Here is a 13,975-nt window from a genome sequence, read left to right on the forward strand (position 1 = left end):
CATCCTTACTTTTGTTCAAGTTGTTGAATTGCGTGTTTGATTTTGCCGGTGACGTCAGACTGTACCATTTCACGCGCCTGCCGCACCGCATTGTAAATTGCATTGGCGTTTGATGACCCGTGTGCTTTAATGACGGGCGCATTCAGCCCCATTAAACCCGATCCGCCGTATTCCGAGTAGTCCATGATATTTTTCAGGCCTGACAGTTCTGATTTGATCATCGCAGCGGCCAGTTTTGTCTTCAGATTGTGCATGAACACTTTTTTGATCATGGAAAACAAGGATCCGGCCGTACCTTCAATCGTTTTCAGCACCATATTGCCGGTAAACCCGTCTGTGACAACGACATCCGCCGCCCCCTCGAGCAAGTCGCGGGCTTCAACATTGCCGGTAAAATTCAAATCAGTTTCTTTTAAAAGTTGAAATGCTTTTTTTGTTAATTCATTGCCTTTCTTTTCTTCTGTTCCGATATTTAAGAGGCCGACGCGCGGATTTTTTAAGCCTCTTACCTTTTCGGCATACAGCGAGCCCATGATGGCAAACTGCAGCAAATGTTCCGGCTTGGCTTCCGCGTTTGCGCCGAGATCGAGCATGACAAAACCGCGCCCGTCCGTTGTCGGGAGCACCGGGGCAAGGGCCGGCCTTTCAATACCTTCAATCCTGCCAACCACAAAGAGACCGGATGCCATTAGAGCGCCCGTATTTCCGGCCGAGATGCACGCGTCCGCTTCCCCGTCTTTCACGGCTTGGGCCATACGCACCATGGAAGAATTTTTTTTGCGGCGAACTGCCCGCACCGGTTCGTCTGTTCCAGATATTACCTCATCGGTATGGATAACGGCAACGCGGTCAGACGTTTCCAGTTCCTTCCTGATTTGCGTTTCGTCCCCGAACAGGATAAACGCCGTGTCCGGAAATGCGTTTACAGCCCGGTTAATCCCTTGTACAATTTCTTTTGGGGCATAATCCCCGCCCATTGCATCAATTGCTAATTTCATTCTGTTCAGCCCCGTTTCTAAAATCAAGCTTTTCCCGTGCGAAAGTTTTCCCGGCCATGCCGCAACCGGGGTTGCCGGTCCCCGGGAAAATGGTTTACCTGTCCGCGAAGCATAGTTAAGCACTGCCGCCTTTTCCGGCATGATCCCGATACATTTCAAATTCGCCTTTAAAGACGAGGTCACGGCCGACATAGCTTTCAACAAACACAGTCGTTCTGCCGTTTTCCTGATTGACGTTCGCCACTTTTGCCTTGGCAATGACGCGGTCGCCGATTTTCGCGGACCGCAAAAACCGGATGGTGGCTTTCGCCGTGAGGGCCAGTTCATCATCAATGACGGCAACGGCAAGCGAGTTGGCCTGCGCAAACAGATGATGCCCGCGGGCGATGGCGTTTCGCTTAAAAACATGTTCTTTTTTGACATCAAAAATAGAGATGGCGCTGCGATCCAATTCGATATCGATCACTTCCCCGACGACTTCTTCGATCGGCAGCGCCCTTACTTCATTGGCGAACCGCTTTTCAGCAACGTTTTTGATCCTTTCCCGCAGTTCCGGAATGGAAAGCTCCAGCCGGTCAAGGCGGATCGTCTGCACGCTGACATGGTATTTTTCCGCCAGTTCTTCATCTGTGATAAAAGGATTCTGCCTGATGGTTTCCTGCAAACTTTGCTGCCGGTCCTTTTTTTTCATTTTCATGGGTGACACCATCCGAAATTTTAGGACTTGGTACTAATCGTAGTATATAGAAAGAAAAGGAAGTTTGCAAGAATTGCCAAAGCTGCCCTGGCAAAACGCAAACTCCCTTTAGTCCAGTTTCTCCCCTTCGAGCACACCTGATGCTTCAAGCTGGCGCCGCAAGTGTGAAAAAGCCGGGCCATGCCAGAATGTATCGGAACTGATCAATTGCTGCGCATCCTGCCTGGCTGTTTCAAGCGCCCGGAAATCATGGACCATATCGGCCACTTTAAATTCCGGCAGCCCGCTTTGTTTTTTTCCGAAAAAATCGCCGGGTCCGCGAAGCTCGAGATCTTTTTCGCTCAAAACAAAGCCGTTGTCCGTTTCCGTCATAATTTTCATCCGCTCTTTGCCGATTTCTGTTTTCGGGTCGGCGAGCAAAATACAATACGATTGCGCATCGCCTCTGCCAACACGGCCGCGCAACTGGTGAAGCTGGGCAAGGCCGAACCGTTCGGCATCATAAATGACCATAATGGTCGCATTCGGCACATTGACCCCGACTTCGACAACCGTTGTCGACACAAGCACTTGAATTTCGTTGCGGCTGAACGCTTTCATGACTGCTTCCTTTTCGTCACCCGGCAGCCTGCCATGCATCAGCCCGGCTGTATACCTGCCATTAAAATATTGGTTTAAAATGGCATACACATCAATCGCGTTCTGGACGTCAAGCTTATCGGATTCCTCGATGAGCGGACAAATGACATACGCCTGTCTGCCTTTTTTGAGCTCTTTTTCGATAAAGCCGAGCACCCTTTCGAACAGATTGTTTTTCACCCAGTACGTTTCAATCTTTTTCCGGCCAGCTGGCATCTGGTCAATGACAGAAACATCCATTTCGCCGAACACGGTGATGGCAAGCGTCCGCGGAATGGGCGTCGCCGTCATAAAAAGCACATCCGGATTCATCCCTTTTTCGCGAAGGATCCGTCTTTGCTCAACCCCGAACCGGTGCTGTTCATCTGTGATCACAAGGCCGAGCCGCGAAAATGCCACATCTTCCTGAATTAAAGCATGCGTGCCGATTAAAATATCGATACCGCCAGTTCCAAGCTGTTCCAAAAGCGCTTTTCGCCGTTTCCCTTTTACGGTGCTCGTCAGTAAAGCGACCTGGACGCCGTGCGGTTCGAGCAGCTGGCAAAGCGATTCGGCATGCTGCTCGGCGAGAATTTCCGTCGGGACCATCAGTGCCCCTTGAAATCCCGCCGTCACCGCAGCGTATAGCGCAATCGCAGCGACGACCGTCTTCCCGGAGCCGACATCCCCCTGGAGTAAACGGTTCATGCGGAACGGCGACTTCATGTCCGCGCAAATTTCGTTTACCACTCTTTTCTGGGCGGCCGTCAATGAAAACGGCAAGGAGTCGATAAAATGTCTTAATTTCCGCACATCATAGCGGATGGCCCGGCCGTTTGAATATTCGCGCTCGAATTTCCTTAACGCCTGCATCTTCAGCTGAAAAGCCAAAAACTCTTCGTATACAATGGTCCTTCTCGCCATTTTCACTTCTTGTTCCGATTTTGGGAAGTGCATCGCAAACATGGCCTGCTTTTTCGGCATTAATTTATATTTTGCAAGCATTTCTGCCGGGAGCGCCTCTTCGATTTCACTGCCATAAGCATGAAAGGCGGATTGAATGTATTTGCGCAACGTTTTTACCGTCATTTTTCCTTTCACCGCATAGACGGGCCCGAATCCGGACGTTTGATCAGCCGTGCCTGTTTTTACGGATTGGGCCGTAATCGTCTGCCGGTGCATGTCCCATTTTCCGGTAACCGTAATCTCATCATGGACATGGATTTTCTTTTTCAAATACGGCTGGTTAAAACAGACAACCGTAATGAGAAAATCGCCTGCGAACACTTTCATCGACAGGCGTGACCGTTTTTTTGAATAATAGATGAGGGAGGGTTCGCTATGCACCCTCCCCGTCACCGTCACCCGTTCATCATGCCCGACTTCACGCAAATCTTTGAGCCGGTCATCTTCATACCGGAAAGGAAAATAAGTAAGCAGGTCATAGATGGTAAAAATCCCCATCTGCCCGAGGCTTGCTTCCGTTTCTTCGCCGATCCCTTTTAAAACGGATACCGGCAGATCAAGTGGGCTATTCATGCAGATCAAGCGGCATACCGAAAATTTTGGCTTCCAGTTTCCGGGCGGTCGGCGTATCCGCCAAGCCTCCCCGCGCTGTTTCTTTGAGCGCAGTCGGCATCTGCTGCCCGACGCGGTACATCGCATCAATCACTTCATCGCAAGGGATCCGGCTTTTAATGCCGGCAAGCGCCATATCTGCCGCAACCATTGCATTGGCCGCCCCCATTGCATTCCGTTTCACGCATGGTACTTCCACAAGACCGGCAACAGGATCGCATACGAGGCCGATCATATTTTTCAACGTAATGGCCATCGCATGGGCACATTGATCCGGTGTGCCGTCCGCCATCTCAACGATAGCCGCGGCAGCCATCCCGGCGGCTGATCCGACTTCTGCCTGGCAGCCGCCTGCTGCGCCGGAAATAAACGCATTATTGGCCACCACAAAACCGAATGCGCCGGCTGTAAATAAGAAACGGACCATTTCTTCACGCGTCGGATGCAGTTTGTTTTTGACCGCAAAGAGCGTTCCCGGCACGACGCCGGCAGAACCGGCTGTCGGCGTTGCGCAAATCGTTCCCATTGCCGCGTTCACTTCATTTGTCGCAACAGCTTTGCTGACGGCATCCAAAATGGTGGCGCCGGATAAGAAATTGCCTTTTTCAATATATTTTTGCAACAGTACGGCATCGCCGCCCGTAAGCCCTGAGTGGGAGTGGACGCCGGCAATCCCTTTTTCAACTGCTTTTTCCATCACAGCCAGATTTTCATCCATCTTTTTTATGATGGCTTCCCTCGATTTTCCGGTTACTTCCATTTCTTGCTCTATCATAATTTCCGAGATTTTTTTATTTTGCTGTTCGGCCAGTTCTACAAGGTCAGCAACATTCCGAAACATAATTTCCCTCCTTCAATATCCATGCTGCTTCTCCTGGCACAGGCAAGGATGCACGCACATTTTTTAAAGACAGCCAAAAGAAAGCGCCACCTGCTTAGCAGCTGCGCTTTTTTCTCCCTATTAATCTACAACTCTTGCAACCTGGGTAATATTCGGGAGCTGCTTCATCTCTTCAATGACGGCGTCATCGAGATTCTGGTCCACTTCGATAGCCATCAAGGCCATCTTTCCGGCTTCTTTGCGCGATACTTCCATATGGCCGATATTGATTTCATGTGCTGATAAAATATTGGATACGGCCGCAATCGCCCCGTAGCGATCCTGGTGAACGACGAGCACAGCCGGATGGTGGCCGGATAAATGCAGTTCAAAGCCGCTCAGTTCTGTCACTTCAATTTTTCCGCCGCCGATTGAGATACCGGTCAGTTCCATATCTCCCGATGCGTCGCCCATCCGGATCTTTACCGTGTTCGGGTGATCCGTGACGGCGCTTTCCACGAAAAACTTTACCGAAAGTCCGTGCTGTTCCGCAATCTGAAGAGAAGATTTGATCCGTTCATCATCCGTGTCAAAATCGAGCAGGCCGCCGACAATGGCAACGTCTGTGCCGTGACCTTTATAGGTGGTCGCGAACGATCCGTAAAAATGGATGTCTGCCCACTGTGGCTGCCTGCCGAATAAGCTTCTCGCCACCCGACCGATGCGCGCGGCACCTGCTGTATGGGAGCTCGAGGGCCCGATCATCACCGGGCCGATAATATCAAAAACACTTTTATATTTCATTGCGCATCACACCCACATTATTGTGTTTTTTCGCGATTTCAATCTTGGTGGGTGCGCCCCGTTTTTCAGGCCGCACCCGCCGTTGTGCTGATTTTAAAGTTTGCCGGGCAAAACCGGGTTGGTTCGGCCGGCTCGCCCGAACTGGAACCTTTTTACCAAAAAAGAATGGATGAAAGCTTTGCACTTGAAAGCGCTGCAACAGATGAAAACAAACAGCAGCGGATGGTGCATTTTTTCGTATTCAGCAAGCTCTTTTTATAATATGCGGGCAAGCAATCTTATTCCACTGCCAAAATAAAGGAATATAACGGCTGCCTGCCTTCATGGACTTCGATTTCTATCTCCGGCCAGTTGGTTTCAATATAGGAAACGAGTTCGTTTACCTGTTCCTTGCTGACATCTTTTCCGTATATGACGGTGGCAATTTCATCTTCCGCGCCGATCATGTGCGAAAGCAGCTGCCCGGATGCTTCCAACAGGGCAGGACTCGTTTTGACGATTTTCCCTTCGTAAATCCCCATATAATCCCCTTTTTTGATGGAGATGCCGTCAATATTCGTATCCCTGACCGCATTGGTAACCTGGCCGGATTTCACGCGGCCGAGCGCTTCTTCCATTGCTTGGACGTTTTTGTCAAACGGCTGTCCGGGGTTAAATGCGAGCAGCGCCGCCATTCCCTGCGGCACGGTTTTAGACGGGACAATAGCCACTTTTTCTTCCGCTAGTTCCGCTGCCTGCTCGCTTGCCATGACAATATTTTTATTGTTCGGTAAAATGATGATTTGTTTTGCGTTTGCCTCTTCAATGGCTTTCAATATGTCCTCGGTGCTCGGGTTCATCGTCTGGCCGCCTTCAATGACAACATCGGCGCCGATGCTTTTAAACAGCGCAGCGATTCCGTCCCCCATGGCAACCGTAATCACACCGTAATCTTTCTTTTCTTTTTTCTCCTGTTCCGCTCCGTTTTCGCCAACAAGCGCATGATGCGTTTCGCCCACTATCGCGCTGTGCTGCTCGCGCATATTGTCCACTTTTAACTTAATGAGGCTGCCGTATTGCTGGCCGTAGTTCAAAACATCACCCGGGCGCTCAGTGTGGACATGGACTTTCACGATATCATCATCCGAAATGACCAAGAGGGAATCCCCGAAACGGCTCATATCACTGCGGAACCGCTCCTCCGAGAATGTCTTGGCGGACGGTTTGGAGCGGTCGAGCCTGACCATGATTTCCGTGCAGTACCCATATTTGATATCTTCCGTACGCATAAAGTCCTGCACATGCTTATGGTGTTCGGCGTTTACGAGCTCGTCCATTGACGGCATGACGGACGGTGTATCCGGCAGCTCTTCCCCTTTTAACTCGGCAAGAAAGCCTTCATAAATAAAAACAAGCCCCTGGCCGCCGCTGTCGACCACGCCGACTTCTTTTAACACCGGCAACATGTCCGGCGTCCGGCTCAGCGTCGTTTTCGCTTCCCCGAGGATCGCTTCCATGACTGCCGCCAGATCCTTTTCGGTTTTCGCCGTTTGCACGCCTTTTTTGGCCGCTTCCCTTGCAACGGTGAGAATCGTTCCTTCAACCGGCTTCATGATCGCCTTAAAAGCGCTCTCGATCCCGGCCTGAAAAGCCGCTGCAAACTCTTTTGCGGAAATATGCGCTTTTGTTTCAATCGATTTGGAGAAGCCGCGGAACAGCTGGGATAAAATCACGCCCGAATTGCCCCGCGCGCCCATCAGCAGCCCTTTTGCAAAACTTGCGGCAACGGACCCGATATGCGCCTGGACATTTTTTTGCACTTCCTTTGCACCGGAAGTCATCGTTAAATTCATATTTGTTCCCGTATCGCCATCAGGGACAGGGAATACATTCAGGGCGTCAACCGTTTTGGCATTTGCCGCAAGATGGTTCGCCCCTTGTATGACCATTTCTGCAAAACGCTTTCCATCCAGTGATGTAACCACAAAATTTCCTCCTCGTTACGGGTTCGCGACACGCACGCCCTGAACGTAAATATTAATGGCGTCAACTGATAAGCCGACTGTTTGATTCAGCGTATATTTTACTTTCTGCTGGACGTTGCGGGCGATTTCGGAAATTTTTGTCCCGTAGCCCACAATGATGTACATGTCAATTTCGACTCTTTCATCCTGTTGACGCACAATGACGCCCCTCGAGAAGTTTTCTTTGCGCAGGATTTCTGTAATGCCGTCTTTAATTTGATTTTTCGAGGCCATGCCAACAATGCCGAAACAGTCGATGGCGGCACCTCCTGCAATCGTGGCGACGACTTCATTCGATATATCAATTTGTCCGTAATGCGTATTTATTTCAATCGGCATAAATCGCTCCCCCTTATCTTCACTGTTTCCAAACCGGATTTGACCTGCTACCGCCATTGTACTATAAGACAGGGTACATGGAAAGCAGAGCAGGTCTGCATTGTTATAGTTTACCACAAAACAGGTTGTCCTGCATGTATCCCTTCCGGCAGGACTTGCATTGTGTCTTCCAATATGATAAATTATTATAGTGAATTTTTAACGAAAAATGAAGAGATGAAAGCATAAATATGTTCTATTTCTGCTTCGCAACAGGAGGAGGGAATACAATGCCGAAAAAATGTGCAATTACAGGACGTAAAACGGTATCCGGCAATAAACGTTCTCACGCCATGAACGCAAACAAACGCACCTGGAAAGCGAACTTGCAAAAAGTGCGCATTCTGGTGGACGGCAAACCGCAACGCGTCTGGGTTTCCGCTCGCGCTTTGAAATCCGGGAAAGTCGAACGTGTATAATGCAAAAACAGGAAACCGGGTATCCGGTTTCCTGTTTTTTTTGCGGCAAAAAAAACCGGCGCGCCGCCGATTTTCCCGCTGTGTAGAATGAACTGCCCCACGAACCGCCATGCGTCCATTTTATCTCTTATCCTTTTTTAAAAGTCCCCAGCATGGCCCTGACAATACCGCCCAAAAATTTCGGCAGTTTAATCGTATAAAATTTCATGTATGTCCCTCCCCATTCAAATACAATCCGGGTCTCCCGCACATTATATTCATGCGTAAGCGAAAAGGATACAGCCTGCTTGTTCATGAAATATCATTAATCATGGCTTCTTACCATCATTAATATGCCGCTTGAAAAAGAAAAAGTACCAAAATCACGGATTAGTTCATTGCTGACACAAAGGGTGGTGCCCCTTACAATATGCCGGTTTTCAAGCGGATACTTAAATCCGGTTAAAGAGATCCCTTCTACCTCTTCCGTCAACGGGAGAAAAGAAACATACGGATACGCATCCATTTTTTCAATCGTATAAGTTCCGGGCAAAAACATTTCCACGAGATTCTGCCTGTCGATCATTTCTATTTTTCCTTTAAATTGCAAAGCTTTTTCATGTACAAGTAAAAGGACATTGGTAAAAGCATGATCGAGCCGTCCGCCGGTAGCGCCAAAAATGCGGATCACATCCGGATCCTGGCTGATTGCCCACATCAAGGCCAGCTCCATGTCGGTCTCATCTTTTTCGGGCTGGAATTTGCGGATATGCTCAAGTTTCCGGTTGATCCAGTCCCATTCTTCCTGATTGACAGAATCAAAGTCGCCAAAGGCCATTTCCGGGATGATCCCTTGTTTAAGCAAATGCAGCACGCCCCTGTCTACACCTGCCCATGCCGCTCGTTTGTCCTCCGCATATGGCGCAAGATCCGGTACATTTTCGGGCGGGCCGCCTGCTAAAATATAGATTTTCTTTTCCATGCCTCATTCCCCTTTTATACGACGGATTTAAGACAACCTGATGCTTTGTCCACTCCCCGCGGGTTTTTCATGCAGAAAAAGCCGGATGAACCCCGGCTGTTGTTTTACTGCCCGTATTTTAATGCCTGGATCGCTTTTTTCCGGTTCTTGCTTTTAAAAATATTGGAGCCCGCAACCAGCACCGTTGCACCGGCCTGTGTGCATTTTTGCGCTGTTTCCGGATGGATGCCGCCGTCGACTTCAATGTCAAATGCAAGCCCCTGCTCTTTTTTTAAACGGTGCAGTTTTTCAATTTTCGGGACAACGGATTCAATAAAAGCCTGTCCGCCAAACCCGGGATTGACCGTCATCAGCAACACAAGGCCGACATCCCCCAGTATTGGCGCAATCCATTCGACCGGTGTGGCGGGATTTAAGACAACGCCGGGATTTACACCAAGAGACCGGATTTCCTGAATCGTCCGGTGGAGATGCCTGCACGCTTCCACATGGACAGAAATTGTATCCGCCCCTGCTTTCGCAAAAGCTTCCAAATACTGGTCCGGATTTTCAATCATTAAATGGACGTCGAGCGGAAGCTTTGTGACCGGCCGCACCGCCCCGACAACGAGCGGCCCCATCGTAATGTTCGGCACAAAATGGCCGTCCATCACATCAATATGGATCCAGTCCGCTCCGCCTTCCTCCACATCTTTAATTTCCTCTCCCAGTTTTGCAAAATTTGCAGACAAAATAGAAGGTGCGATTTTTACCATCGTCAATACCTCGGCTTTCTGTTTTTTATTTCCTGAAGAAACTGGATGTAATGACTGTACCGGAATGAAGCGATCTCCCCTTCGGCCAAAGCGGCTTTTACCGCACAATGTGGCTCGTTTTCATGCAGACAGCCACGGAACTTACAGCCGGCCGATTTTTCACTGATTTCCGGAAAATAGTCCCCAAGCTCCGTGAATTCCACACCGGCGAAGTCCAGTGAGCTGAAACCCGGCGTATCCGCGACGAGACCGCCTCCGACCGGTAACAGTTCAACATGGCGGGTGGTGTGCTTCCCCCTGCCCAGATGCGTGGAAATTTCATTTGTTTTTAAACCCAAAGCAGGGTCCAGGCGGTTGAGAATGGACGTTTTCCCCACTCCGGACTGGCCGCAAAAGACGGTGATTTTTCCTTTCAATGCCGAAAGCAAAGCATCTGCCCCTTCGCCTGCTTTCGCCGACGACAAAATAACCGAGTAACCGATTTGCCGGTATACTGCAAGCGTCTCGAGCAGCTCTTCTTTTTCATCCGCGTCCAGGAGATCGCATTTTGTGATCAGAATAAGCGGGCGGATCAGGTTCTTTTCAATTGGGACTAAAAAACGGTCCAAAAGCAGCGTAGAAAAGGCTGGTTCTTTTGCGGAAAAAACCAAAACAGCCTGATCCACATTGGCAATCGGTGGACGGACGAGTTCATTCTTTCTTTCGCCGATGTCCAAAATATAACCTTCCCGCCCGTTTTCTTTTTGGAATTCGACATGGTCCCCGACGAGCGGGGTGATTTTCCTTTTCCGGAAGACACCTCTGCCCCTGCATTGGTAAATTTCGCCGTCTTCACGATTTTTCACATAGTAAAAGCCGCTTAAAGCCTTGATGATTTTTCCTTCTGCCATACATCCACCTCCATCTCTCCGACATTTTCAAACCAGGGGAGGCGCCGGGTTACGGCCCGGCGCTTTCTCAGTTAAGAAAGGATAAATTTTTCAATTTCTACTTTCCTAACGCATAAATGCAACGACGGCGCTGCTCTCGCCTAAGGATGGGACGCCCGCGTTTTCTTAATTTGGATACGGAACGGTCTCTTCGGCGATGACTTTGCCATCCCTCATGATTTTGTATGTCGCCTCTTTCCCGTATTCAATCGTGAACTCCAGCTGTTTTTTCACCGTTTTCGTAATCTCAAACGTTTGAACAGGTGCGGACATCGAATGGTTCATGTCTTCAATAAAAATTTGCACTTCCTGTTTCGGGTTTTCTTGTGCAGATGCATCTGTTTTGCCGCCGGAATCGTTTCCGTTTGATTCGCTGTTGCTGTCACCGGACTGGCTGTTTCCGTCCGACCCGGAACTTTCGCTATTGTTTTCATTTGTGCTCCCGGCGGAATCCGTGTCCGGCTCATACGGGATCGTTACTTCCTTTGTGACCGTCTTTGGCGGCATTTCTTTCTGTCCTTTGCTGATGGTCACTTTTACGACCGAGCCTTTTTTCAGCTCGGTTCCCGGCTGCGGGGATTGCGAAATGACATGGTCCTTTTTCACGGTATCCGAATAATCTTTTCCGGCATATTCAATGGAAAAACCGGATGTTTTTTCATATGCGTCCAGCTGTTTTTTTGAAAATCCAGTTAAATCCCCGACTGCATAAATTTCCGGGCCTTTGCTTACAGTAAAGGTAAGCACCGTGCTTTCGGGCACCACTTTTTTATCGGGCGCGGGATCCTGTGATATAATGGTCCCTTGCGCACTGTCATCGTATACTTCTTCTTTATCGATGTCTTTAAAATGTTCCCCAGTCAATAAATTCACGACATCGTCAAACTGCCTGCCGGTATAATCGGACAGGGTAAATGTTTCTTTTCCCGTGCTGATATAAAGGGAAACTTTTGTCCCCTCTTTGATTTTTTCCCCGGCTTCGGGATCCGTTTTGATCACCTGCCCCTTTGGTACCGTTTCGCTTGTTGTTTTAATCTTCTCCCCGGTTTTCAGACCATGCGCCGTAAGCACGGCGGCAGCAGCATCCGCCGTTTTGCCTGATACTTTCGGGACGCTGACGGTTTTCGGGCCGAGCAGGGACGGCAGCAACAAGGCGGCAAGGCCGGCAAGCACGACCAAAAAGGCAAGGGTGCCGACAACGAATGGCCATTTTTTCCGCCGTTTTTTCTCTTTTTTGTCCCGCTTTGTGTCCGGTTTCTTTTCTTTTTCGTTTTCCCCGGCCGGATTTGCGATAATCGTTTCTTCATTCCGGTCGGGGCCGGCAGCCACTTCGGAAATCACCGGGATAATTTTCGTCTGATCTTCGTCTTCTGGGATGACGAATTTCGGTTCATTCAGCCTTTCCGGCAGGAGTGCGGTGCGGATATCCTCCCCCATTTCTTCAGTGCTGTTATAACGGTAAAACGGATCTTTTGCCGTTGCTTTTAAAACAATATTTTCAACACTTTGGGGAATATCGGGATTCCACCTTTTCGGCGACGGCGTCTCGCTTTGCAAATGTTTTAAAGCAATGGAAACGGCAGATTCCCCGGAAAAAGGAAGCCTTCCCGTTAAAAGCTCGAACATCACGATGCCGAGTGCGTATATATCCGATTTATATGTGGCAACACCGCCCCTTGCCTGCTCGGGGGAAAGATAATGGACCGAACCGAGCACGGCATTTGTCCGGGTGATTGAAGTAGCGGATAAAGCCATGGCAATCCCGAAGTCCGTAATTTTCACAACGCCATCATGGCTGATTAAAATATTTTGCGGCTTAATGTCACGGTGGATAATATGGTTGTCATGGGCATGTGCGATCGCCGCTGCAAGCTGTCCCATAATGTCCAGCGTTTTCTCAACGGAAACCGGGCCGTTTTGCTGTATGTATTGTTTTAACGTCATGCCCTCGACATTTTCCATGACGATATAATTTAAATCGTCCTCTTCGCCAACATCATAAATACTGACAATATTCGGATGGACCAGGCTCGTTGCCGATTGGGCCTCCCTGTGAAAACGTTGGATAAACTCCGGCTCATTTGCAAAATCCGGGCGCAGCACTTTGACGGCCACATCACGGTCCAAAATCATATCGCGGGCCAGATAGACGTTTGCCGTGCCGCCGCCGCCGATCAGGCTTTTGACTTTATAGCGGCCGCTGATCCGTCTTCCGATTAACATTAAGGGCACCCGCCTTTATTGCGGCCGGACGAAAGAAGCACAATCGTAATATTGTCTTCCCCACCGTTTTCATTGGCATAATCCACGAGCATGTCCGCTTTCTCCCCAAGCGGCAGATCTTTTTCCAGCACTTCTTTCATCACTTCCGTCGGCACTTTATTCGACAGGCCGTCTGAACAAAGCAGCAAAGTATCATTTTCTTCAAATACAATCGTTTTTAAGTCGGGCGAGATCGAATCTTCCGTCCCGAGCGCTTTCAGGATCACATTTTTATGTGGGTGATTTTCGGCGTCTTCTTTTGAAATCTGGCCGGTTTTGACCAGTTCATTGACCAGCGAATGATCTTCCGTCAGCTGCTGGAAGCCGTTTTCATTAAAAATATAGCCGCGGCTGTCTCCGATATTGGCGATGGAAATAAAGCCTTCGGTGCAGACCGCTGCAACCAGTGTGGTGCCCATTCCTTCGCATTCAGGGTGATGGGCGGCATGTTCAAATAAACGGGCATTCACCTCGCCGATCGTCTCGGAAAGCCACGCCTCCGCGGACTCCGCATCGGCAACCGGGCCGAATTTTTCAAACGCTTCTTTAAAACATTGCACCGTCATGCCGCTCGCAATGTCACCCGCACGATGGCCGCCCATTCCATCCGCAACAATCGCAAGGAGATCACCGCCGGCATTTTCAAAGACTCCCCCACTGTCTTCGTTATGCTGCCTTACTCTGCCCTTGTCCGTTTTGTAGACAGATTCCATTATACCCCCACCTTCATACTCTTTGACGTGTTTATCATCA

At 49.5% G+C, this 13,975-nt stretch carries 15 protein-coding genes; 2 read left to right on the forward strand and 13 right to left on the reverse strand.

All coding sequences use genetic code 11. From position 1 onward, the window contains the following. Window positions 1-5: 5 nt before the first annotated feature. The 5 genes from plsX to sdaAB all read right to left on the reverse strand — a co-directional run bounded on the left by plsX (window position 6) and on the right by sdaAB (window position 5,515). Complete coding sequence (gene plsX / locus ABR335_RS11230) at window positions 6-998, reverse strand: phosphate acyltransferase PlsX (RefSeq protein ID WP_026104619.1); 993 nt, start codon at window positions 996-998, stop codon at window positions 6-8. Window positions 999-1,113: 115 nt separating this feature from the next. Beyond that, complete coding sequence (gene fapR, locus ABR335_RS11235; RefSeq protein WP_017551504.1) at window positions 1,114-1,695, reverse strand: transcription factor FapR; 582 nt, start codon at window positions 1,693-1,695, stop codon at window positions 1,114-1,116. A gap of 108 nt (window positions 1,696-1,803) precedes the next feature. Continuing rightward, window positions 1,804-3,852: an ATP-dependent DNA helicase RecG gene (gene recG, locus ABR335_RS11240; RefSeq protein WP_350346171.1), complete on the reverse strand. Its 2,049-nt coding sequence runs from the start codon at window positions 3,850-3,852 to the stop codon at window positions 1,804-1,806. After that, a complete protein-coding gene (gene sdaAA, locus ABR335_RS11245) occupies window positions 3,845-4,732 on the reverse strand; it encodes an L-serine ammonia-lyase, iron-sulfur-dependent, subunit alpha (RefSeq protein WP_326244116.1) in 888 nt (295 codons plus the stop codon). Before sdaAA ends, recG begins: the two co-directional genes overlap by 8 nt. 120 nt (window positions 4,733-4,852) lie before the next feature. Next, on the reverse strand, window positions 4,853-5,515 hold the full coding sequence (gene sdaAB / locus ABR335_RS11250; RefSeq protein ID WP_035181806.1) for an L-serine ammonia-lyase, iron-sulfur-dependent subunit beta: 663 nt from the start codon (window positions 5,513-5,515) through the stop codon (window positions 4,853-4,855). A gap of 51 nt (window positions 5,516-5,566) precedes the next feature. On the opposite strand from sdaAB, the gene ABR335_RS11255 reads away from it, so the two are divergent. After that, a complete protein-coding gene (locus ABR335_RS11255) occupies window positions 5,567-5,776 on the forward strand; it encodes a hypothetical protein (protein WP_017551500.1) in 210 nt (69 codons plus the stop codon). Window positions 5,777-5,793: 17 nt separating this feature from the next. On the opposite strand, the gene ABR335_RS11260 is transcribed toward ABR335_RS11255, so the two are convergent. Together ABR335_RS11260 and ABR335_RS11265 are read right to left on the reverse strand one after the other, a co-directional pair. Next, window positions 5,794-7,479: a DAK2 domain-containing protein gene (locus ABR335_RS11260; protein ID WP_017551499.1), complete on the reverse strand. Its 1,686-nt coding sequence runs from the start codon at window positions 7,477-7,479 to the stop codon at window positions 5,794-5,796. A 15-nt stretch (window positions 7,480-7,494) separates the two neighbouring features. Continuing rightward, window positions 7,495-7,857 carry an Asp23/Gls24 family envelope stress response protein gene (locus ABR335_RS11265; RefSeq protein WP_013859046.1) on the reverse strand — a complete coding sequence of 121 codons (363 nt, stop codon included), beginning with the start codon at window positions 7,855-7,857 and terminating at the stop codon, window positions 7,495-7,497. Between the two features lie 269 nt (window positions 7,858-8,126). On the opposite strand from ABR335_RS11265, the gene rpmB reads away from it, so the two are divergent. Beyond that, window positions 8,127-8,315, forward strand: coding sequence for a 50S ribosomal protein L28 (rpmB, locus tag ABR335_RS11270; protein WP_013859045.1), 189 nt, complete (start codon window positions 8,127-8,129; stop codon window positions 8,313-8,315). Between the two features lie 127 nt (window positions 8,316-8,442). Here rpmB and spoVM read toward each other — a convergent pair whose 3' ends face one another. From spoVM to ABR335_RS11300, 6 genes are all read right to left on the reverse strand, one after another. Beyond that, window positions 8,443-8,523 carry a stage V sporulation protein SpoVM gene (gene spoVM, locus ABR335_RS11275; RefSeq protein WP_017551496.1) on the reverse strand — a complete coding sequence of 27 codons (81 nt, stop codon included), beginning with the start codon at window positions 8,521-8,523 and terminating at the stop codon, window positions 8,443-8,445. 96 nt (window positions 8,524-8,619) lie between these two features. Further along, window positions 8,620-9,276: a thiamine diphosphokinase gene (locus tag ABR335_RS11280; RefSeq protein WP_026684358.1), complete on the reverse strand. Its 657-nt coding sequence runs from the start codon at window positions 9,274-9,276 to the stop codon at window positions 8,620-8,622. 104 nt (window positions 9,277-9,380) lie between these two features. Beyond that, on the reverse strand, window positions 9,381-10,031 hold the full coding sequence (rpe, locus tag ABR335_RS11285) for a ribulose-phosphate 3-epimerase (protein WP_014095495.1): 651 nt from the start codon (window positions 10,029-10,031) through the stop codon (window positions 9,381-9,383). A 2-nt stretch (window positions 10,032-10,033) separates the two neighbouring features. Then, window positions 10,034-10,921, reverse strand: a complete 888-nt coding sequence (rsgA, locus tag ABR335_RS11290; RefSeq protein WP_104851377.1) for a ribosome small subunit-dependent GTPase A — start codon at window positions 10,919-10,921, stop codon at window positions 10,034-10,036. Window positions 10,922-11,086: 165 nt separating this feature from the next. After that, window positions 11,087-13,183 carry a Stk1 family PASTA domain-containing Ser/Thr kinase gene (pknB, locus tag ABR335_RS11295; RefSeq protein WP_328229100.1) on the reverse strand — a complete coding sequence of 699 codons (2,097 nt, stop codon included), beginning with the start codon at window positions 13,181-13,183 and terminating at the stop codon, window positions 11,087-11,089. Beyond that, window positions 13,183-13,935: a Stp1/IreP family PP2C-type Ser/Thr phosphatase gene (locus ABR335_RS11300; RefSeq protein ID WP_014095498.1), complete on the reverse strand. Its 753-nt coding sequence runs from the start codon at window positions 13,933-13,935 to the stop codon at window positions 13,183-13,185. The genes pknB and ABR335_RS11300 overlap by 1 nt, the downstream gene beginning before the upstream one ends. Window positions 13,936-13,975: the final 40 nt, after the last annotated feature.

Origin of the sequence: Heyndrickxia faecalis, from assembly GCF_040267745.1 — a bacterium.
Lineage (GTDB): Bacteria > Bacillota > Bacilli > Bacillales > Bacillaceae_C > Weizmannia > Weizmannia faecalis.

What these genes read in the sequence shown, in the direction of transcription:
- ABR335_RS11265 (WP_013859046.1), bottom strand. Translation starts at nt 7,857, where the DNA reads ATGCCGATTGAAATAAATACGCATTACGGACAAATTGATATATCGAAT.
- fapR (WP_017551504.1), bottom strand. Translation starts at nt 1,695, where the DNA reads ATGAAAATGAAAAAAAAGGACCGGCAGCAAAGTTTGCAGGAAACCATC.
- sdaAB (WP_035181806.1), bottom strand. Translation starts at nt 5,515, where the DNA reads ATGAAATATAAAAGTGTTTTTGATATTATCGGCCCGGTGATGATCGGG.
- ABR335_RS11300 (WP_014095498.1), bottom strand. Translation starts at nt 13,935, where the DNA reads ATGGAATCTGTCTACAAAACGGACAAGGGCAGAGTAAGGCAGCATAAC.
- rpe (WP_014095495.1), bottom strand. Translation starts at nt 10,031, where the DNA reads ATGGTAAAAATCGCACCTTCTATTTTGTCTGCAAATTTTGCAAAACTG.
- plsX (WP_026104619.1), bottom strand. Translation starts at nt 998, where the DNA reads ATGAAATTAGCAATTGATGCAATGGGCGGGGATTATGCCCCAAAAGAA.
- rpmB (WP_013859045.1), top strand. Translation starts at nt 8,127, where the DNA reads ATGCCGAAAAAATGTGCAATTACAGGACGTAAAACGGTATCCGGCAAT.
- pknB (WP_328229100.1), bottom strand. Translation starts at nt 13,183, where the DNA reads ATGTTAATCGGAAGACGGATCAGCGGCCGCTATAAAGTCAAAAGCCTG.
- spoVM (WP_017551496.1), bottom strand. Translation starts at nt 8,523, where the DNA reads ATGAAATTTTATACGATTAAACTGCCGAAATTTTTGGGCGGTATTGTC.
- recG (WP_350346171.1), bottom strand. Translation starts at nt 3,852, where the DNA reads ATGAATAGCCCACTTGATCTGCCGGTATCCGTTTTAAAAGGGATCGGC.
- ABR335_RS11280 (WP_026684358.1), bottom strand. Translation starts at nt 9,276, where the DNA reads ATGGAAAAGAAAATCTATATTTTAGCAGGCGGCCCGCCCGAAAATGTA.
- rsgA (WP_104851377.1), bottom strand. Translation starts at nt 10,921, where the DNA reads ATGGCAGAAGGAAAAATCATCAAGGCTTTAAGCGGCTTTTACTATGTG.
- sdaAA (WP_326244116.1), bottom strand. Translation starts at nt 4,732, where the DNA reads ATGTTTCGGAATGTTGCTGACCTTGTAGAACTGGCCGAACAGCAAAAT.